This is a genomic window from Mangrovimonas sp. CR14 (genome assembly GCF_011764015.1).
GTDB lineage: Bacteria > Bacteroidota > Bacteroidia > Flavobacteriales > Flavobacteriaceae > Mangrovimonas > Mangrovimonas futianensis.
Window position 1 is genome coordinate 31,473 of the sequence record NZ_JAAFZY010000002.1, and the last position, 16,929, is coordinate 48,401.

Below are 16,929 nucleotides of genomic sequence, written 5' to 3' on the forward strand. Positions count from 1 at the left end.
AGTTAACAGATTTTTATTCCTCTTCTTCTTTAGAAGCTTGAGTATCTTGAACTGGAGCAGCTGGCTTTTCAGCTTTAGAACCACCTCTTCTACTTCTTCTTGTAGTTTTCTTTTCTGGCTTAGAAGCATTATAGATTTCATTGAAATCTACTAATTCAATCATAGCCATATCAGCGTTATCTCCCAAACGATTACCCAATTTAATAATTCTGGTGTAACCTCCTGGACGATCTCCAACTTTAGGAGCAACTTCTCTAAACAATTCTACAACAGCATCTTTTTGCTTTAATCTAGAGAAAACAATTCTTCTATTATGAGTTGTGTCTTCCTTAGATTTAGTTACCAATGGCTCAACAAACAATTTTAAAGCTTTTGCTTTAGCAACTGTAGTGTTGATTCTTTTGTGTTCAATTAAAGAACAAGCCATATTGGCTAACATTGCTTTTCTGTGAGCAGTTTTTCTACCTAAGTGGTTTACTTTTTTTCCGTGTCTCATGACATTAAAATTTAATCTTCATCTTGCTACAACTCCTTCGAGGAGCAAAATATGAAGAAGTTAGTCTTTATCTAATTTGTATTTTGAAAGATCCATTCCAAAGTTCAAACCTTTAACGTTTACAAGCTCTTCAAGCTCAGTTAAAGACTTTTTACCGAAGTTACGGAACTTCATTAAGTCGTTTTTGTTATAAGAAACCAAATCACCAAGGGTATCGACCTCTGCTGCCTTTAAACAATTTAAAGCACGTACAGAAAGATCCATATCCACTAATTTTGTTTTCAATAACTGTCTCATGTGAAGTGATTCTTCATCATAAGTTTCGGTTTGAGCAATTTCGTCTGCTTCAAGAGTAATTCTTTCATCAGAGAACAACATAAAGTGGTGAATTAACACTTTAGCTGCTTCTGTTAAAGCATCTTGAGGATTTATAGAACCATCAGTAATGATTTCAAATACCAATTTTTCATAATCCGTTTTTTGCTCAACACGATAATTTTCAATACTATACTTCACATTTTTAATTGGAGTATAGATTGAATCAGTAAAAATAGTTCCTATTGGCGCAGAAGCTTTTTTGTTTTCTTCAGCAGGAACATATCCTCTACCTTTTTCAATGGTAATTTCCATATTAACACTTACCTTAGGATCTAAGTTACAGATAACCATTTCTGTATTTAATACTTGGAATCCTGAAATAAATTTCTGAAAATCACCTGCTGTAATTTGTTCTTGTCCAGAAATTGAAATTGACACAGACTCATTATCTACATCATCAATTTGTCTTTTGAAACGCACTTGTTTCAAGTTCAAGATAATTTCTGTTACATCTTCAACAACACCAGCAATAGTAGAGAACTCATGATCTACACCTTCTATTCTCACAGAAGTGATAGCAAAACCTTCTAATGAAGATAAAAGAACTCTTCTTAAAGCGTTTCCTACGGTTAAACCGTACCCAGGCTCTAAAGGTCTGAATTCAAACTTGCCTTCATAATCGGTTGAATCGATCATGATTACTTTGTCCGGCTTTTGAAAATTAAATACTGCCATTTTTTTCTTCGTTTTAATTGTTATTTAGTTGCGCGGTCTATAAGTTTGAAGAAGTACGAATAGACCCTTTGGCTAAATACCAATGTGGTTAATTTATTATTTAGAATATAATTCGACGATGAATTGCTCGTTGATATTTTCTGGAATTTGGATTCTAGCTGGAACAGATACATAAGTACCTTCTTTCTTCTCAGTGTTCCAAGTAATCCATTCGTATACTTGGCTAGAATTTGCTAATGATTTATCAATAGCCTCCAAAGATTTAGATTTTTCTCTTACCCCTACTACATCACCAGCTTTCAATTGGTAAGAAGGAATGTTTACAACTTCACCATTTACAGTAATGTGTCTGTGAGAAACTAATTGTCTAGCACCTCTTCTTGAAGGAGAAACACCCATTCTGTAAACTACATTGTCCAATCTAGACTCACATAATTGTAAAAGTACCTCACCAGTAATTCCTTGTGCTGCTGTAGCTCTTTTAAACATGTTTCTAAATTGACGCTCTAAAATACCGTAGGTATATTTAGCTTTTTGCTTCTCCATTAATTGGATAGCGTATTCAGATTTTTTACCACGACGCTTGTTAGCACCATGTTGACCTGGAGGATAATTTCTTTTTTCAAAAGATTTATCATCTCCGAAAATAGCTTCACCAAACTTACGAGCTATTTTAGTTTTAGGACCAGTATATCTTGCCATTTCTAATTGTTTTTGAGAGTGATTATGGATTAAGGTCTTAATCTTATCCTCCGATAATCGTTAACCTCTCGTTAATACTTGTTATTTTTTTCGGTGTGCAAATATACAAAAAAATTAATATCAGCCATGTACTCAGCTGATATTAATTTCTTTATGAATATTTACGAGTAATAATTATACTCTTCTACGTTTTGGAGGTCTACATCCATTGTGTGGTAATGGAGTAACGTCAATGATTTCGGTTACTTCAATTCCAGCATTGTGTAAAGATCTAATAGCAGATTCTCTACCATTACCAGGACCTTTAACATATACCTTCACTTTTTTCAAACCAGCTTCTTGAGCAGTACCAGCTGCATCTTCTGCTGCCATTTGAGCTGCATAAGGAGTGTTTTTCTTAGATCCTCTAAACCCCATTTTACCAGCAGAAGACCATGAAACCACGTCTCCTTTTTTGTTGGTCAATGAGATAATGATGTTATTGAAAGAAGCATTAATATGAGCTTCTCCAACTGCATCAACTATAACTTTACGTTTTTTTGTACTTGACTTTGCCATATTTCTTAGTTTCTAGCTGTTAGTTTTTAGTTGTTAGAATCCTAAACATTTCTATTTCGAACAGATTCATCTAACTCTAATAACTAATGACTAATGTCTTAATGATTATTTACCTGCCATTTTTTTGTTGGCAACAGTTTTTCTTCTACCTTTTCTGGTTCTAGAGTTGTTCTTAGTTCTTTGACCTCTTAATGGAAGTCCAGCTCTATGACGAATTCCTCTATAACAACCGATATCCATTAAACGTTTGATGTTTAATTGGGTTTCAGAACGTAATTCACCTTCAATAGTATAAGCTGATACAGCCTCACGAATGTTTCCAATCTCGTCATCTGTCCAATCTTGTACCTTAGTGTTCTCGTCCACCTTAGCGGTAGCTAAAATTTCTTGTGCTCTACTTTTACCTACTCCGTAGATATAAGTCAAAGAGATTACTCCTCTTTTGTTTTTTGGTATATCAACCCCTGCAATTCTTGCCATAACTATCCTTGTCTTTGTTTGAATTTAGGATTCTTTTTGTTAATTACGTAAAGTCTACCTTTTCTACGTACGATTTTACAATCGGCGCTTCTCTTTTTTATTGATGCTCTTACTTTCATAGTATTAGTATCTATAGGTTATGCGAGCCTTTGTTAAATCATAAGGGCTCATTTCTAATTTTACTTTATCTCCTGGTAACAATTTAATATAGTGCATACGCATTTTGCCAGAAATGTGAGCTGTTACAATATGCCCGTTCTCTAACTCCACACGAAACATCGCATTTGATAATGCTTCTATAATCGTACCGTCTTGTTCTATTGCTGCTTGTTTTGCCATAGGTCTAATGTTAAGCTACTGCTTTTCTATTTTTACCAGTTTTCATCAAGCCATCATAGTGTCTATTCAACAAGTAAGAGTTTACCTGTTGCATTGTATCTATTGCAACTCCAACCATAATCAATAGCGAGGTTCCTCCAAAGAACAAGGCCCAACTTGATTGCACACCTAATAACTTCACAATAATAGCCGGGAACACGGCAATCAATGCTAAGAAAATAGATCCTGGCAATGTAATTTGAGACATAATCTTGTCCAAGTATTCAGAAGTTTCTGTACCTGGTCTAATTCCAGGGATAAAACCACCACTACGTTTTAAATCATCTGCCATTTTATTGGTTGGTACTGTAATTGCCGTATAGAAATAAGTAAACACAATAATTAACAATGCAAATAGCACATTATACCATAAACCAAAAATATCAGAAAATTGAGTTTGTAACCACTGTCCAACTGATGAGTCCTTCATTATAGAAGTACCTCCAATCAAACCAGGAACAAACATTATTGCCTGAGCAAAAATGATTGGCATTACACCAGAGGCATTCAATTTTAAAGGAATGTATTGTCTTGATCCAAACACATTCTTTTCATAACCCCCAGTTGCAGTTCTTCTTGCATATTGCACAGCAATTTTCCTAACCGCCATTACTAACATGACCGAAGCCAAAATAATTACCAACCAAATTACCAATTCAAAAACAATCAACATCACTTGGTTGTTCTCCATTCTTGAAGAGGCATTTTGTAAAAATGAAACAGGTAATTTAGCTATGATACCTACCATAATCAATAAAGAGATACCATTACCAATTCCTTTATCAGTGATTTTTTCACCTAACCACATAGCAAATATGGTTCCTGTTACCAAAATAACTATCGATGAAAAATAAAACACGCCTCCTGTTCCTAACAAAAAGGCACTTTGTGGAATACCAAACGCTGTAGGTAAACTAGCTAAATATCCCGGTGCTTGTACCAAACAAATGGCAATTGTCAACCAACGGGTGATTTGGGTAATTTTCTTTTGCCCACTAGCTCCTTCCTTTTGTAGTTTCTGTAAATAAGGAATAGCAATTCCCATTAATTGAACTACAATTGATGCGGAGATGTAAGGCATAATACCCAACGCAAAAACCGAGGCATTCGCAAATGCTCCCCCGGTAAATGCATTTAATAGTCCTAACAACCCTGTTTCTGTATTAGATTGCAAACTCTCTAATTGAGCCGCATCAATACCAGGTAAAACCACTTGCGCGCCAAAACGATAAACTAACAACAGCCCTAAAGTAAGAATGATTCTGTCCTTTAGTTCATCTATTTTCCAAACATTTTTTATTGCTTCTATAAATTTCATGCGCTAAAAAGTGATTATAAAGTTACGGCTTCTCCTCCAGCAGCTTCGATAGCAGCCTTTGCTGAAGCAGTAAATTTATGAGCAGATACATTAATTTTTGACTTCAATTCTCCTCTACCTAAGATTTTAACTAGATCATTCTTTCCAGCCAAACCTAAAGATACCATAGTATCAAAATCTAAAGTATCACTAATCTTTTTATCGTCGATCAATTGTTGTAAAGTATCCAAATTGATTCCTTGGTATTCAACACGGTTAATGTTGGTGAAACCAAATTTAGGAACCCTTCTTTGAAGTGGCATTTGTCCACCTTCAAATCCGATCTTCTTAGAATACCCAGAACGAGACTTAGCTCCTTTGTGTCCTCTTGTAGAAGTACCGCCTTTTCCAGAACCTTGTCCACGTCCGATACGCTTCCCTTGACCTTTAACTGAACCTTCTGCAGGTTTTAAATTACTTAAATCCATTTCAGTGTTTTATTATTTTGTTTCTTCAACAGAAACTAAATGTTTAACTTTTTCAACCATACCAAGGATATTTGGTGTAGCATCGTGCTCAACTACTTGACCCATTTTTCTTAGACCAAGCGCTTCTAGAGTTCTCTTCTGTCTCAAAGTGCGGTTAATTGCACTTTTAACTTTAGTTACTTTAATCTTTGCCATCTCTATCCTTTATATTAACCGTTAAAAACTTTTTCTAAAGATACACCTCTATCACGCGCTACTGTTTGAGCACTTCTCAATTGTAATAAAGCATCAAAAGTTGCTTTTACCACGTTATGAGGGTTTGATGATCCTTGAGATTTAGATAATACGTCATGTACACCAACTGCTTCCAATACTGTTCTTACAGCACCACCAGCAATTACCCCGGTACCAGGAGCAGCAGGAATAATGTTTACTCTAGCTCCACCATATTTACCTTTTTGTTCATGAGGTAATGTTCCTTTCACTATAGGAATACGTACTAAGTTTTTCTTTGCATCTTCCACTGCCTTAGCGATAGCACTAGCCACATCTTTAGATTTTCCTAAACCGTGACCTACTACACCAGCTTCATCACCTACTACTACGATAGCAGAAAAACCGAAGGCTCTACCCCCTTTGGTTACCTTAGTAACTCTTTGTACTCCTACCAAACGATCTTTAAGATCTAATCCGCTTGGTTTTACTAGTTCTGCACTTTTATATTTTTGATACATAATTTCTTAAAATTTAAGTCCTGCTTCTCTAGCTCCTTCAGCTAATGATTTTACTCTTCCGTGATATAAATACCCACCTCTATCAAAAGAGATAGTTTCTACACCGGCCTTCATAGCTTTTTCAGCAACTGATTTACCTACTAGTGCAGCGATTTCCATTTTAGTTCCTGTTGCAGAACTAATGTCCTTATCTCTTGAAGATGCCGAACTGATTGTTTTACCAGTTACATCATCAATGATTTGAGCATATATTTCTTTATTGCTTCTAAAAACAGACAATCTTGGTCTTGCTTCTGTACCAGAAACTACCTTACGTACTCTGCTTTTAATTCTTAATCTTCTTTCGTTCTTTGTTAATGCCATAGCTTAAATGATTATGCAGACTTACCTGCTTTTCTTCTAATTTGTTCACCAACAAACTTAACTCCTTTTCCTTTATAAGGCTCTGGCTTACGGAAACCACGGATCTTAGCAGCAACCTGACCAACTAATTGTTTATCGTGAGACGTTAACTTAATGATTGGATTTTTACCTTTTTCAGAAACAGTTTCAACTTTCACTTCTGGAGCTAGGTCTAATACGATGTTGTGAGAAAATCCTAAAGCCAAATCTAATTTTTGACCTTGGTTACTTGCTCTATAACCAACACCTACTAATTCCAATTCTTTTGTCCATCCGTTAGATACTCCGTGAATCATATTGTTCACCAAAGCTCTATATAGACCGTGTTTAGCTCTTTCGTCTTTTAAATCTGAAGAGCGCTCAACGATTACTTGACCTTCTTCTACCTTTACGGTTACATCTTCGAAATCTTGTGTTAATTCACCTAATTTTCCTTTAACAGTAATTAGATTGTCCTTCACTTCAACTGTAACTCCTTCTGGTATTGCAACTGGGTTTTTTCCTATTCTTGACATGTCTTCTACTGTTTTAAATTAGTAAACGTAACACAATACTTCACCACCCACTTTTTCTCTTCTTGCTTGCTTATCAGTCATTACTCCGTGAGAAGTAGAGATGATAGCAATACCAAGACCGTTTAAGATTCTAGGTAGATCTTTTGAACTTGCATACTTACGTAAACCTGGCTTACTGATTCTTTCGATCTTTTTAATGACAGGTTCCTTAGTTTCCTTATTGTACTTAAGGGCAATTTTGATAGCACCTTGTACAGTATCTTCTTCAAATTTGTAACTTAAAATATATCCTTGATCGAATAATATTTTAGTTATCTCCTTTTTCAAATTAGAAGCAGGGATTTCAACCACTCTGTGGCCAGCACGCACTGCGTTTCTAATTCTTGTTAAATAATCCGCAATAGGATCTGTATACATACTAATTGATTTTGTGATTCCGGTTTTCGAGTATTACGCTCTCGAACCTAAAACCTGATTATATAAATAATATTACCAACTTGCTTTTTTAACTCCTGGAATTAATCCTTTGTTAGCCATTTCACGGAACATGACACGGGAAATTCCAAATTGTCTCATATAACCTTTAGGTCTTCCTGTTAATTTGCAACGGTTGTGCATACGTACAGGAGAAGCGTTTGCAGGTAGCTTTTGTAATGCTTCATAATCTCCAGCTTCTTTTAAAGCTTTACGTTTTTCAGCATATTTAGCTACTGTTTTAGCTCTTTTTACCTCACGGGCTTTCATTGATTCTTTAGCCATATCTTAATTCTTTTGAAATGGTAATCCTAATTCTGTTAATAATGATTTTGCTTCCTTATCAGTTTGAGCAGAAGTAACAAAGGTAATATCCATACCTGAGATTTTGTTTACCTTATCGATATCAACCTCTGGGAAGATAATTTGTTCAATAATCCCCAAATTGTAATTACCTCTTCCGTCAAAACCTGTAGCTTTGATTCCATTAAAATCTCTTACTCGCGGTAAAGCTGAAGTAATCAAACGGTCTAGAAATTCATACATTCTTTCTCCACGTAAAGTTACTTTGGCACCGATAGGCATCCCTTTACGTAATTTGAATGAAGCCACGTCTTTTTTAGACATGGTAGAAACCGCTTTCTGTCCAGTTATCATTGTTAATTCATCCACTGCGTGGTCGATTAACTTTTTGTCTGCAACAGCAGCACCTACTCCTCTAGATAATACAATCTTTTGAAGTTTAGGAACCTGCATTACATTGTCATAACCAAATTCATCTGTAAGAGCAGCAATTACTCTGCTTTTGTACTCTTCTTTAAGTCTCGGTGTATATCCCATAACTATATTACTTCATTAGATTTTTTGGAAAATCTCACTTTCTTATCACCTTCCATTTTCAATCCAACTCTTGTTGTCTCACCTTTTGAGGTCAGCAAAGATAAGTTAGAAATATGAATTGGCGCTTCTTTTTCTACGATTCCTCCTTGAGGGTTCTGTGCACTTGGTTTGTTGTGTTTCTTAATCAAGTTTACACCCTCAACGATCGCTTTGTTCTTATCTATTAATACTTGTAAAACCTTACCTTCAGCACCTTTGTGGTCTCCTGCGATAACTTTTACTGTATCTCCTGATTTTATTTTAAGCTTTGTCATCTTATTTTTCATTAAAGCACTTCTGGTGCCAATGATACAATTTTCATGAATTGTTTATCACGAAGTTCTCTAGCAACAGGACCAAATACACGTGTACCTCTCATCTCACCTTGAGCATTTAAAAGCACACAAGCATTGTCATCGAATCTTATATAAGATCCGTCTGGTCTTCTTACTTCTTTTACAGTACGCACTACTACAGCAGTAGAAACAGCACCTTTCTTAACGTTACCATTAGGAGTAGCTTCTTTAACTGAAACTACAATTTTGTCTCCTAAGGAAGCATATCTTTTTTTAGTACCACCAAGAACACGAATAGTTAGTACTTCTTTAGCTCCTGTATTGTCAGCTACTTTTAATCTTGATTCTGTCTGTACCATAATTACTTCGCTCTTTCAATTATTTCAACTAATCTCCAGCACTTAGATTTACTCATAGGTCTAGTTTCCATGATCCTTACAGTATCTCCAATGTTGCATTCGTTTGTTTCGTCGTGTGCGACATATTTCTTAGTCTTTAACACGAACTTACCATACATAGGGTGCTTTACTTTTTTCACCTCAGAAACTACAATAGATTTCTGCATTTTGTTACTCGTAACAACACCTATACGTTCTTTTCTTAAATTTCTTGTTTCCATTTTCTGCAGACTTATTGTAATTCTCTTTTAGTTAATTCAGTCGCAATTCTAGCTACTGTTCTTCTTGCAGAACGAAGTTGAATTGGATTCTCTAGAGGAGAAATAGCGTGAGCCATTTTCAATTCTGCATAGCTCTGTTTTGTCTCACTAAGTTTTTCCTGTAACTCAGCTACAGATAATTCTTTAATTTCTGATTGTTTCATAATATCAAATAAATTATGCTTCGTAATCTCTTGCAACAATGAACTTAGTTTTAACCGGTAACTTTTGAGCGGCTAAACGCAATGCTTCTTTAGCAGTTTCTAAAGGCACTCCACCTACTTCAAAAAGTATTCTACCTGGTTTAACAACAGCAGCCCAATATTCAACAGCACCTTTACCTTTACCCATACGTACCTCTAGAGGCTTCTTCGTGATTGGCTTATCTGGGAAAATCTTAATCCAGATAGATCCTTCTCTCTTCATATAACGGGTTGCAGCAATACGTGCAGCTTCAATTTGACGTGCTGTAACAAAACTTGAGTCTAATGATTTTATTCCAAAAGTACCACTTGAAAGACGGTGCCCTCTTCCGGCATTTCCTTTCATGCGTCCTTTTTGTTGCTTACGAAATTTTGTTCTTTTAGGCTGTAACATGATTTCTATTCTTTAAAAAATTACTTTCTGCGACGAGATTTGTTATTATTGTTACCTCGTCCACCTCCACCTTTTCCTTGCTTCTTAGATAGACCAACAAGCGGAGAAAGCTCTCTTTTACCATATACTTCGCCTTTCATAATCCACACTTTAACACCCAATCTACCATAAGTAGTATGAGCTTCTACAAGTGCATAATCAATATCGGCTCTAAATGTTGATAATGGAATACGTCCTTCTTTGTAGTGTTCGCTACGTGCCATTTCAGCACCGTTTAAACGACCACTAATTTGAATTTTAATTCCTTCAGCATTCATTCTCATGGTAGCGGCAATTGCCATTTTGATAGCACGTCTGTAAGAAATACGATTCTCAATTTGACGAGCTATACTAGAAGCTACCAAGTACGCATCAAGTTCCGGTCTTTTAATTTCAAAGATGTTAATTTGAACCTCTTTGCCAGTAATTTTCTTAAGCTCTTCTTTTAACTTATCTACCTCTTGACCACCTTTCCCGATAATGATACCAGGTCTTGCAGTAGTGATAGTAACGGTTACAAGTTTAAGCGTACGCTCAATAATTACTCTTGATACACTAGCTTTAGATAGACGAGCATGAATATACTTTCTGATCTTATCGTCTTCGGCAAGTTTATCACCATAATCGTCTCCTCCATACCAGTTAGACTCCCATCCTCTGATAATTCCTAAGCGATTCCCGATTGGATTTGTCTTTTGTCCCATACTCTTATCTTAGCTTTGTGTGTTATTGTTAGCTCCAACCACTAAAGTAACATGGTTAGAACGTTTTCTAATTCTGTGTGCACGACCTTGTGGTGCTGGACGCAATCTTTTCAACATTGCTCCGCCATCCACTTTAATCTCTTTAACAAACAATTCAGCGGTTTCAATATCAGCATCTTCGTTTTTAGCTTGCCAGTTTGCAATTGCAGACAATAACAATTTCTCTAAACGGTTAGACGCTTCTTTCTTACTGAATTTCAAAATATTAAGAGCTTTCTCTACGCTTTCACCTCTTACTAAATCAGCTACTAAACGCATTTTTCTTGGAGATGTAGGACAGTTATTAAGCTTAGCAAAAGCAACTTGCTTCTTCTGTTCTTTAATAGCGTCCGCCATTTGTTTTTTACGACTTCCCATAGCTTATTACTTTTTACCTTTGTTTTTTGCACCTGCGTGACCTCTAAAAGATCTAGTTGGTGAAAATTCTCCTAATTTATGTCCTACCATATTTTCAGTTACATAAACTGGCACAAATTGACGCCCGTTATGTACTGCAATAGTTTGTCCAACGAAATCTGGAGTAATCATACTTGCTCTAGACCAAGTTTTGATGACTGTTTTTTTACCAGATTCTACGTTATCTTGAACTTTTTTGTCTAATTTATAATGAACGTAAGGTCCTTTTTTTAATGATCTTGCCATGACTTATTATTTCTTTCTACGTTCTACAATATACTTATTACTCGCTTTTGTCTTAGAACGGGTTCTATAACCTTTAGCAGGTATACCTTTTCTAGAACGTGGATGACCTCCTGAAGCACGACCTTCACCACCACCCATTGGGTGATCTACTGGGTTCATTACTACTGGTCTAGTTCTTGGTCTTCTACCTAACCATCTAGATCTACCAGCTTTACCAGATACCATTAATTGGTGATCTGAATTGGAAACAACACCGATAGTTGCCATACAAGCAGACAATACCATTCTTGTTTCACCAGATGGCAATTTGATAGTAGCATACTTACCTTCCTTAGCCATTAATTGTGCAAAAGTACCAGCACTTCTTGCCATTACAGCACCTTGACCTGGTCTTAACTCAACACAACTAATAATAGTTCCTAATGGGATGTTTGCTAATGGCATTGCGTTACCAATTTCTGTTGGCACCACTTCACCAGAAACAACAGTTTGTCCAACTTGTAATCCGTTTGGAGCTACCATATATCTCTTCTCTCCATCTTCATAATTCAATAGAGCGATGAATGCAGTTCTGTTTGGATCGTATTCAATTGACATTACTTCAGCTGGAACATTTGCTTTGTTACGCTTGAAGTCAATGATACGATATCTCTTTTTGTGACCACCACCTAAATAGCGCATGGTCATCTTTCCTTGACTGTTTCTACCACCAGATTTTTTCTTCGGAGCTAATAAACTTTTCTCCGGCTTATCAGTAGTAATGGCGTCAAACCCATTTACTACTCTAAAACGCTGACCTGGCGTGATTGGTTTTAATTTTCTTACTGACATCTTTTTGTCTTATTACATATTGCTATATAAATCAATCACCTCTCCGTCACTCACAGTTACAATTGCTTTTTTGATAGCATTTGTTTTACCGTGCTGAATCCCAGTTTTTGTATAACGGGTTCTTCTTTCTGGACGGACATTTATCGTACGAACTTGTTCAACAGAAACACCATAAGCAGCTTCAACCGCTTTTTTAATTTCTACCTTGTTCGCCTTTTGGCTCACTTCAAAAGCGTAAGCATTCAAAGTTTCACTTTGAGTAGTCGCTTTTTCAGTAATAATAGGTTTTATTAAAATACTCATTGCCTTCCTTATTTACTTAAATTCGATTCAATTCCTTCTAATGAGCTCTCTAAAAGCACCACTTGATTCGCATTCAAAATCTTGTAAGTGTTTAATTCTGAGTTATTTACAACTTCAGACCCTTTTAAATTGCGCGACGACAAATATACATTATTATTTGATGCACCCAACACAAACAAAGATTTTTTATCCTCTAGTCCTAAGGCTTTTAGCACAGCTGTAAAGCTCTTAGTCTTTGGAGTCTCAAATGAAAAATCTTCTAATACTACGATAGAGTTTTCATTTGCCTTAATTGATAAAGCTGATTTTCTAGCTAAACGCTTAAGGTTCTTGTTCAATTTGAAACCGTAGTTTCTAGGAGTAGGACCAAACATACGTCCACCACCTTTAAAAACTCCAGACTTGATACTACCAGCTCTTGCTGTACCAGTACCTTTCTGTTTTTTAATTTTTCTAGTACTACCTGCAATCTCTGCTCTTTCTTTAGACTTGTGAGTTCCTTGTCTTTGGTTAGCCAAGTATTGTTTCACGTCTAAATAAACAGCATGGTTGTTAGGCTCAATAGCAAACACATCTTTAGAAAGCTCAACCTTTCTACCTGTGTCTTTTCCGTTTATATCTAAAACTGCTACTTTCATTACTTCTCGATAATTACATAAGAGTTTTTGTGTCCAGGAACACATCCTTTAACAACAAGTAAGTTCTTTTCAGGAACTACTTTTAATACTCTTAAATTTTCAACTTTTACTTTTTCACCACCCATACGGCCAGCCATACGTATTCCCTTGAATACACGTGCTGGATAAGAAGCAGCTCCAATAGATCCTGGTGCTCTTAAACGGTTATGTTGACCGTGAGTAGCTTGACCTACACCACCAAAACCATGACGTTTAACAACCCCTTGGAATCCTTTTCCTTTTGAAACTCCAGAGATATCAACAAACTCTCCTTCAACAAAATGCTCAACAGTGATTGCATCACCTAATTTGTACTCCGCATCAAAACCTTGAAATTCTACGACTTTGCGCTTAACAGAAGTACCAGCTTTTTTGGCGTGACCAATTTCAGCTTTAGTAGCACTTTTTTCTGTCGCGTCATCGAAACCAAGTTGTAAAGCTGTATAGCCATCAACTTCTTCGGTTCTGACTTGGGTAACGATACATGGACCTGCTTCGATAACAGTACAAGGAATGTTCTTTCCTTTGTCATCAAAAATGCTGGTCATTCCGATCTTTTTTCCAATTAACCCAGACATAATTATTAATTTAATTTATTATTACTTACTTATTTAAAAAACTTCAGGGTCAAAATACCTTTCAACCCTGAATTGTATTTTTTCCGTTTTTCCTTTGCACGCAGCTCCGGACATGTACTTGTCAACTTATCCAGCTAACAAACGAAGTGTACTTACACTTTGATCTCTACTTCAACTCCACTTGGCAATTCAAGCTTCATTAAAGCGTCGATAGTCTTTGAGGAAGAACTATAGATATCCAATAATCTCTTATAAGAGCTTAATTGGAATTGCTCTCTACTCTTCTTGTTTACGTGCGGAGAACGTAGTACAGTGAAAATTTTCTTGTGTGTTGGTAATGGAATTGGTCCAGTTACAACAGCTCCAGTACTTTTTACTGTCTTCACAATCTTATCAGCAGACTTATCTACTAAATTGTGATCGTATGATTTTAATTTTATTCTAATTTTTTGACTCATTTCCTTAAAATTTAAGCTTCAACTCCTTTAGCCGCTTTAATCACTTCTTCTGCAATGTTAGAAGGTGTTTCAGCATAATGTGAAAATTCCATGGTTGATGTTGCTCTACCAGAAGAAAGGGTACGTAACGCAGTTACATATCCAAACATTTCAGATAATGGCACATCAGCCTTGATAACTTTAGAACCTGCTCTGTCGCTCATGTTATTAACTTGACCACGACGACGGTTAAGGTCACCTACAATATCTCCCATGTTTTCTTCAGGAGTCAACACTTCTAATTTCATAATTGGCTCCATGATTACAGCTTTTGCAGCTTTAGCAGCAGCTTTAAATCCTAGTTTAGCAGCCAATTCGAATGACAATTGATCAGAATCCACATCGTGGTAAGAACCATCCGTTAAAGTAACTTTCATTGAATCCACTTCATATCCAGCCAACGGACCATTAACCATAGCCATTTTAAATCCTTTCTCAACTGAAGGAACAAATTCTTTAGGAACGTTACCACCTTTAATTTCTGAAACGAATTCAAGACCTGTTTTTCCTTCTTCAGCTGGCTCAAGAGTAAATACGATATCAGCAAATTTACCACGTCCACCAGATTGTTTTTTGTAAACTTCTCTGTGCTCAGCTTTTCTTGTAATTGCTTCTTTGTACTCCACTTGAGGCTGACCTTGGTTTACTTCAACCTTAAATTCTCTTCTAAGACGATCAACAATGATATCTAAGTGAAGCTCACCCATTCCAGAAATAATCGTCTGTCCTGAAGCTTCATCTGTTCTTGCTGTAAACGTTGGATCCTCTTCAGCTAATTTAGCCAAAGCCATACCTAATTTATCAACATCAGCCTTAGTTTTAGGCTCAACAGCGATACCGATTACTGGATCTGGGAAGTCCATAGATTCTAAAACGATTGGTGCCTTCTCATCAGATAAGGTATCTCCTGTTTTAATATCCTTGAAACCTACAGCAGCTCCAATATCTCCTGCCTCGATATATTCAATAGCATTTTGCTTGTTTGAGTGCATTTGGTAAATACGAGAAATACGCTCTTTTTTACCAGATCTATTGTTCAAAACATAAGATCCTGCATCTAAACGACCAGAATAAGCACGGAAGAATGCCAAACGACCTACGAATGGATCTGTAGCAATCTTAAATGCCAATGCAGCAAATGGTGCAGTAACATCTGGCTTACGCTTAACCTCTTCTCCTGTATCAGGATTTGTACCTACAATCGCATCTTTATCTACTGGCGAAGGCAAGTAACGACATACGGCATCCAATAAGAATTGAACCCCTTTATTTTTAAATGAAGAACCACATACCATAGGAATGATAGACATATCCATAACAGCAGCTCTTAAAGCAGCATGGATTTCATCCTCTGTAATAGAGTTTTCATCCTCCATGAATTTCTCTAACAAGTTTTCATCATATCCAGCAACTTCTTCAATTAAGTTAGCTCTGTATTCGCTAACTTCTGCTTTCATATCTTCAGGAATGTCAACAACGTCAAAAGTTGATCCGAAGTTATCCTCATGCCATACAATAGCACGGTTTTTAACTAAATCAACTACCCCTCTAAAGTCTGCTTCATCACCAATTGGCAATACAATTGGCACAGCGTTAGACCCTAACATATCCTTAACCTGTTGGCATACTGCTAAGAAGTTAGATCCTTGACGATCCATCTTATTAACAAATCCCATACGAGGCACTTTATAGTTATCAGCTAATCTCCAGTTAGTTTCAGATTGTGGCTCAACACCATCAACAGCACTAAACAAGAATACCAACCCATCTAATACACGTAATGAACGGTTTACCTCTACAGTAAAGTCAACGTGACCAGGAGTGTCAATAATATTAAAGTGATAATCTTTTGCATCAGGAGTTGGAACACCATTTTCTCTTGGAAACTGCCAAGTACAAGTCGTTGCAGCAGAAGTAATAGTAATACCTCTTTCTTGCTCTTGCTCCATCCAGTCCATAGTAGCGGCTCCATCATGAACTTCACCGATTTTATGACTTACCCCTGTATAGAATAAGATACGCTCTGTAGTTGTTGTTTTTCCAGCATCAATGTGTGCTGCAATACCTATATTTCTTGTGTATTTTAAATCTCTACCCATTTATATTAGAATCTAAAGTGTGAGAATGCTTTGTTTGCTTCTGCCATCTTGTGAGTATCTACTCTCTTCTTAACGGCTGCTCCTTCTTCTTTTGCAGCAGCTAAAATCTCTGATGCCAATTTTTGAGCCATTGACTTTTCGTTTCTTTTACGCGCATATCCAATCAACCATTTCATAGCTGTTGAAATCTTACGGTCTGGACGAATTTGCATTGGAATTTGGAAGGTAGCACCACCAACACGACGGCTACGTACTTCTACGTGAGGCATCACATTAGATAAGGCATCTTTCCACAATTCTAAAGCAGTCTTCTCGTCGTCAGTTTTCTTTTGGTCTACAATGTCAATCGCATCATAAAACACTTTAAAAGCTACAGACTTCTTACCATCCCACATCATCATGTTAACGAAACGCGTCACTAACTGATCGTTGAAACGTGGATCTGGCAACAAAGGTCTTTTTTTCGCTTGTCTTTTTCTCATGTCTTCGTCT

31 protein-coding genes are annotated in these 16,929 nt (G+C 36.4%); all 31 read right to left on the bottom strand.

Annotated elements, in window-relative coordinates:
• Positions 1-13: 13 nt before the first annotated feature.
• The 31 genes from rplQ to rpsG all read right to left on the bottom strand — a co-directional run bounded on the left by rplQ (position 14) and on the right by rpsG (position 16,919).
• A complete protein-coding gene (gene rplQ, locus GZ212_RS03375; RefSeq protein WP_053971524.1) occupies positions 14-496 on the bottom strand; it encodes a 50S ribosomal protein L17 in 483 nt (160 codons plus the stop codon).
• Between the two features lie 60 nt (positions 497-556).
• A complete protein-coding gene (locus tag GZ212_RS03380) occupies positions 557-1,549 on the bottom strand; it encodes a DNA-directed RNA polymerase subunit alpha (RefSeq protein WP_053971523.1) in 993 nt (330 codons plus the stop codon).
• 96 nt (positions 1,550-1,645) lie between these two features.
• Entirely contained in the window at positions 1,646-2,251 is a 606-nt protein-coding gene (rpsD, locus tag GZ212_RS03385; RefSeq protein ID WP_053971522.1) for a 30S ribosomal protein S4, read from the bottom strand.
• A 174-nt stretch (positions 2,252-2,425) separates the two neighbouring features.
• Entirely contained in the window at positions 2,426-2,809 is a 384-nt protein-coding gene (gene rpsK, locus GZ212_RS03390) for a 30S ribosomal protein S11 (protein WP_053971521.1), read from the bottom strand.
• 105 nt (positions 2,810-2,914) lie between these two features.
• Complete coding sequence (rpsM, locus tag GZ212_RS03395; RefSeq protein ID WP_053971520.1) at positions 2,915-3,289, bottom strand: 30S ribosomal protein S13; 375 nt, start codon at positions 3,287-3,289, stop codon at positions 2,915-2,917.
• 2 nt (positions 3,290-3,291) lie between these two features.
• The gene (gene ykgO, locus GZ212_RS03400) at positions 3,292-3,408 is read right to left on the bottom strand and encodes a type B 50S ribosomal protein L36 (protein ID WP_015361145.1); all 117 of its coding nucleotides are present in this window, start codon (positions 3,406-3,408) and stop codon (positions 3,292-3,294) included.
• Between the two features lie 4 nt (positions 3,409-3,412).
• Positions 3,413-3,628 (bottom strand): translation initiation factor IF-1, encoded by a 216-nt coding sequence (infA, locus tag GZ212_RS03405; protein WP_007094967.1) that lies wholly within the window; start codon positions 3,626-3,628, stop codon positions 3,413-3,415.
• A gap of 10 nt (positions 3,629-3,638) precedes the next feature.
• Positions 3,639-4,985: a preprotein translocase subunit SecY gene (secY, locus tag GZ212_RS03410; protein ID WP_053971519.1), complete on the bottom strand. Its 1,347-nt coding sequence runs from the start codon at positions 4,983-4,985 to the stop codon at positions 3,639-3,641.
• 14 nt (positions 4,986-4,999) lie between these two features.
• Positions 5,000-5,452 (bottom strand): 50S ribosomal protein L15, encoded by a 453-nt coding sequence (gene rplO, locus GZ212_RS03415; RefSeq protein WP_166957332.1) that lies wholly within the window; start codon positions 5,450-5,452, stop codon positions 5,000-5,002.
• 12 nt (positions 5,453-5,464) lie between these two features.
• Positions 5,465-5,647 (bottom strand): 50S ribosomal protein L30, encoded by a 183-nt coding sequence (gene rpmD / locus GZ212_RS03420; RefSeq protein WP_053971517.1) that lies wholly within the window; start codon positions 5,645-5,647, stop codon positions 5,465-5,467.
• 14 nt (positions 5,648-5,661) lie between these two features.
• A complete protein-coding gene (gene rpsE / locus GZ212_RS03425; RefSeq protein ID WP_053971516.1) occupies positions 5,662-6,186 on the bottom strand; it encodes a 30S ribosomal protein S5 in 525 nt (174 codons plus the stop codon).
• Positions 6,187-6,192: 6 nt separating this feature from the next.
• Entirely contained in the window at positions 6,193-6,549 is a 357-nt protein-coding gene (gene rplR / locus GZ212_RS03430) for a 50S ribosomal protein L18 (RefSeq protein WP_053971515.1), read from the bottom strand.
• Between the two features lie 11 nt (positions 6,550-6,560).
• Entirely contained in the window at positions 6,561-7,103 is a 543-nt protein-coding gene (rplF, locus tag GZ212_RS03435; RefSeq protein WP_166957334.1) for a 50S ribosomal protein L6, read from the bottom strand.
• A gap of 18 nt (positions 7,104-7,121) precedes the next feature.
• Entirely contained in the window at positions 7,122-7,520 is a 399-nt protein-coding gene (gene rpsH / locus GZ212_RS03440; RefSeq protein WP_053971513.1) for a 30S ribosomal protein S8, read from the bottom strand.
• Positions 7,521-7,592: 72 nt separating this feature from the next.
• Positions 7,593-7,862: a 30S ribosomal protein S14 gene (gene rpsN, locus GZ212_RS03445; RefSeq protein ID WP_053971512.1), complete on the bottom strand. Its 270-nt coding sequence runs from the start codon at positions 7,860-7,862 to the stop codon at positions 7,593-7,595.
• 3 nt (positions 7,863-7,865) lie between these two features.
• The gene (gene rplE / locus GZ212_RS03450) at positions 7,866-8,417 is read right to left on the bottom strand and encodes a 50S ribosomal protein L5 (protein ID WP_053971511.1); all 552 of its coding nucleotides are present in this window, start codon (positions 8,415-8,417) and stop codon (positions 7,866-7,868) included.
• A 2-nt stretch (positions 8,418-8,419) separates the two neighbouring features.
• Positions 8,420-8,731, bottom strand: a complete 312-nt coding sequence (rplX, locus tag GZ212_RS03455) for a 50S ribosomal protein L24 (protein WP_053972117.1) — start codon at positions 8,729-8,731, stop codon at positions 8,420-8,422.
• An 11-nt stretch (positions 8,732-8,742) separates the two neighbouring features.
• Positions 8,743-9,111 (bottom strand): 50S ribosomal protein L14, encoded by a 369-nt coding sequence (rplN, locus tag GZ212_RS03460; RefSeq protein ID WP_053971510.1) that lies wholly within the window; start codon positions 9,109-9,111, stop codon positions 8,743-8,745.
• Between the two features lie 2 nt (positions 9,112-9,113).
• Complete coding sequence (gene rpsQ, locus GZ212_RS03465; RefSeq protein ID WP_053971509.1) at positions 9,114-9,371, bottom strand: 30S ribosomal protein S17; 258 nt, start codon at positions 9,369-9,371, stop codon at positions 9,114-9,116.
• 11 nt (positions 9,372-9,382) lie between these two features.
• Positions 9,383-9,574, bottom strand: coding sequence for a 50S ribosomal protein L29 (rpmC, locus tag GZ212_RS03470; RefSeq protein WP_053971508.1), 192 nt, complete (start codon positions 9,572-9,574; stop codon positions 9,383-9,385).
• Between the two features lie 13 nt (positions 9,575-9,587).
• Entirely contained in the window at positions 9,588-10,007 is a 420-nt protein-coding gene (gene rplP, locus GZ212_RS03475; protein WP_053971507.1) for a 50S ribosomal protein L16, read from the bottom strand.
• Between the two features lie 20 nt (positions 10,008-10,027).
• Positions 10,028-10,750 carry a 30S ribosomal protein S3 gene (gene rpsC, locus GZ212_RS03480; protein ID WP_053971506.1) on the bottom strand — a complete coding sequence of 241 codons (723 nt, stop codon included), beginning with the start codon at positions 10,748-10,750 and terminating at the stop codon, positions 10,028-10,030.
• A 9-nt stretch (positions 10,751-10,759) separates the two neighbouring features.
• Positions 10,760-11,167, bottom strand: a complete 408-nt coding sequence (rplV, locus tag GZ212_RS03485; protein ID WP_053971505.1) for a 50S ribosomal protein L22 — start codon at positions 11,165-11,167, stop codon at positions 10,760-10,762.
• Between the two features lie 6 nt (positions 11,168-11,173).
• Positions 11,174-11,452, bottom strand: a complete 279-nt coding sequence (gene rpsS / locus GZ212_RS03490; RefSeq protein WP_053971504.1) for a 30S ribosomal protein S19 — start codon at positions 11,450-11,452, stop codon at positions 11,174-11,176.
• 6 nt (positions 11,453-11,458) lie between these two features.
• The gene (gene rplB, locus GZ212_RS03495) at positions 11,459-12,283 is read right to left on the bottom strand and encodes a 50S ribosomal protein L2 (protein WP_166957336.1); all 825 of its coding nucleotides are present in this window, start codon (positions 12,281-12,283) and stop codon (positions 11,459-11,461) included.
• Between the two features lie 12 nt (positions 12,284-12,295).
• Entirely contained in the window at positions 12,296-12,586 is a 291-nt protein-coding gene (gene rplW / locus GZ212_RS03500; RefSeq protein WP_166957338.1) for a 50S ribosomal protein L23, read from the bottom strand.
• 8 nt (positions 12,587-12,594) lie between these two features.
• Positions 12,595-13,224, bottom strand: a complete 630-nt coding sequence (rplD, locus tag GZ212_RS03505; RefSeq protein ID WP_166957340.1) for a 50S ribosomal protein L4 — start codon at positions 13,222-13,224, stop codon at positions 12,595-12,597.
• Positions 13,224-13,841, bottom strand: a complete 618-nt coding sequence (gene rplC / locus GZ212_RS03510; RefSeq protein WP_166957342.1) for a 50S ribosomal protein L3 — start codon at positions 13,839-13,841, stop codon at positions 13,224-13,226. Before rplC ends, rplD begins: the two co-directional genes overlap by 1 nt.
• Positions 13,842-13,993: 152 nt before the next feature.
• Positions 13,994-14,299, bottom strand: a complete 306-nt coding sequence (rpsJ, locus tag GZ212_RS03515; RefSeq protein ID WP_007650482.1) for a 30S ribosomal protein S10 — start codon at positions 14,297-14,299, stop codon at positions 13,994-13,996.
• 11 nt (positions 14,300-14,310) lie between these two features.
• On the bottom strand, positions 14,311-16,437 hold the full coding sequence (gene fusA / locus GZ212_RS03520) for an elongation factor G (RefSeq protein ID WP_166957344.1): 2,127 nt from the start codon (positions 16,435-16,437) through the stop codon (positions 14,311-14,313).
• Positions 16,438-16,442: 5 nt separating this feature from the next.
• Positions 16,443-16,919, bottom strand: coding sequence for a 30S ribosomal protein S7 (gene rpsG, locus GZ212_RS03525; protein WP_053971498.1), 477 nt, complete (start codon positions 16,917-16,919; stop codon positions 16,443-16,445).
• Between the last annotated feature and the right edge of the window lie 10 nt (positions 16,920-16,929).

Excerpts from the sequence above, each read along its gene's own strand:
- rpsS (WP_053971504.1), bottom strand. The coding sequence starts at position 11,452 with ATGGCAAGATCATTAAAAAAAGGACCTTACGTTCATTATAAATTAGAC.
- rplO (WP_166957332.1), bottom strand. The coding sequence starts at position 5,452 with ATGGATTTAAGTAATTTAAAACCTGCAGAAGGTTCAGTTAAAGGTCAA.
- infA (WP_007094967.1), bottom strand. The coding sequence starts at position 3,628 with ATGGCAAAACAAGCAGCAATAGAACAAGACGGTACGATTATAGAAGCA.
- rpsH (WP_053971513.1), bottom strand. The coding sequence starts at position 7,520 with ATGTATACAGATCCTATTGCGGATTATTTAACAAGAATTAGAAACGCA.
- rplF (WP_166957334.1), bottom strand. The coding sequence starts at position 7,103 with ATGTCAAGAATAGGAAAAAACCCAGTTGCAATACCAGAAGGAGTTACA.
- rplC (WP_166957342.1), bottom strand. The coding sequence starts at position 13,841 with ATGTCTGGGTTAATTGGAAAAAAGATCGGAATGACCAGCATTTTTGAT.
- rplQ (WP_053971524.1), bottom strand. The coding sequence starts at position 496 with ATGAGACACGGAAAAAAAGTAAACCACTTAGGTAGAAAAACTGCTCAC.
- rpsD (WP_053971522.1), bottom strand. The coding sequence starts at position 2,251 with ATGGCAAGATATACTGGTCCTAAAACTAAAATAGCTCGTAAGTTTGGT.
- fusA (WP_166957344.1), bottom strand. The coding sequence starts at position 16,437 with ATGGGTAGAGATTTAAAATACACAAGAAATATAGGTATTGCAGCACAC.
- rplP (WP_053971507.1), bottom strand. The coding sequence starts at position 10,007 with ATGTTACAGCCTAAAAGAACAAAATTTCGTAAGCAACAAAAAGGACGC.
- secY (WP_053971519.1), bottom strand. The coding sequence starts at position 4,985 with ATGAAATTTATAGAAGCAATAAAAAATGTTTGGAAAATAGATGAACTA.
- rplX (WP_053972117.1), bottom strand. The coding sequence starts at position 8,731 with ATGACAAAGCTTAAAATAAAATCAGGAGATACAGTAAAAGTTATCGCA.
- rpsE (WP_053971516.1), bottom strand. The coding sequence starts at position 6,186 with ATGTATCAAAAATATAAAAGTGCAGAACTAGTAAAACCAAGCGGATTA.
- rpmD (WP_053971517.1), bottom strand. The coding sequence starts at position 5,647 with ATGGCAAAGATTAAAGTAACTAAAGTTAAAAGTGCAATTAACCGCACT.
- rpsK (WP_053971521.1), bottom strand. The coding sequence starts at position 2,809 with ATGGCAAAGTCAAGTACAAAAAAACGTAAAGTTATAGTTGATGCAGTT.
- rpsM (WP_053971520.1), bottom strand. The coding sequence starts at position 3,289 with ATGGCAAGAATTGCAGGGGTTGATATACCAAAAAACAAAAGAGGAGTA.
- rplD (WP_166957340.1), bottom strand. The coding sequence starts at position 13,224 with ATGAAAGTAGCAGTTTTAGATATAAACGGAAAAGACACAGGTAGAAAG.
- rpsJ (WP_007650482.1), bottom strand. The coding sequence starts at position 14,299 with ATGAGTCAAAAAATTAGAATAAAATTAAAATCATACGATCACAATTTA.
- rpsG (WP_053971498.1), bottom strand. The coding sequence starts at position 16,919 with ATGAGAAAAAGACAAGCGAAAAAAAGACCTTTGTTGCCAGATCCACGT.
- rpsC (WP_053971506.1), bottom strand. The coding sequence starts at position 10,750 with ATGGGACAAAAGACAAATCCAATCGGGAATCGCTTAGGAATTATCAGA.
- rplW (WP_166957338.1), bottom strand. The coding sequence starts at position 12,586 with ATGAGTATTTTAATAAAACCTATTATTACTGAAAAAGCGACTACTCAA.
- rplV (WP_053971505.1), bottom strand. The coding sequence starts at position 11,167 with ATGGGAAGTCGTAAAAAACAAATGGCGGACGCTATTAAAGAACAGAAG.
- rpsN (WP_053971512.1), bottom strand. The coding sequence starts at position 7,862 with ATGGCTAAAGAATCAATGAAAGCCCGTGAGGTAAAAAGAGCTAAAACA.
- GZ212_RS03380 (WP_053971523.1), bottom strand. The coding sequence starts at position 1,549 with ATGGCAGTATTTAATTTTCAAAAGCCGGACAAAGTAATCATGATCGAT.
- rplN (WP_053971510.1), bottom strand. The coding sequence starts at position 9,111 with ATGGTACAGACAGAATCAAGATTAAAAGTAGCTGACAATACAGGAGCT.
- ykgO (WP_015361145.1), bottom strand. The coding sequence starts at position 3,408 with ATGAAAGTAAGAGCATCAATAAAAAAGAGAAGCGCCGATTGTAAAATC.
- rpmC (WP_053971508.1), bottom strand. The coding sequence starts at position 9,574 with ATGAAACAATCAGAAATTAAAGAATTATCTGTAGCTGAGTTACAGGAA.
- rplR (WP_053971515.1), bottom strand. The coding sequence starts at position 6,549 with ATGGCATTAACAAAGAACGAAAGAAGATTAAGAATTAAAAGCAGAGTA.
- rpsQ (WP_053971509.1), bottom strand. The coding sequence starts at position 9,371 with ATGGAAACAAGAAATTTAAGAAAAGAACGTATAGGTGTTGTTACGAGT.
- rplB (WP_166957336.1), bottom strand. The coding sequence starts at position 12,283 with ATGTCAGTAAGAAAATTAAAACCAATCACGCCAGGTCAGCGTTTTAGA.
- rplE (WP_053971511.1), bottom strand. The coding sequence starts at position 8,417 with ATGGGATATACACCGAGACTTAAAGAAGAGTACAAAAGCAGAGTAATT.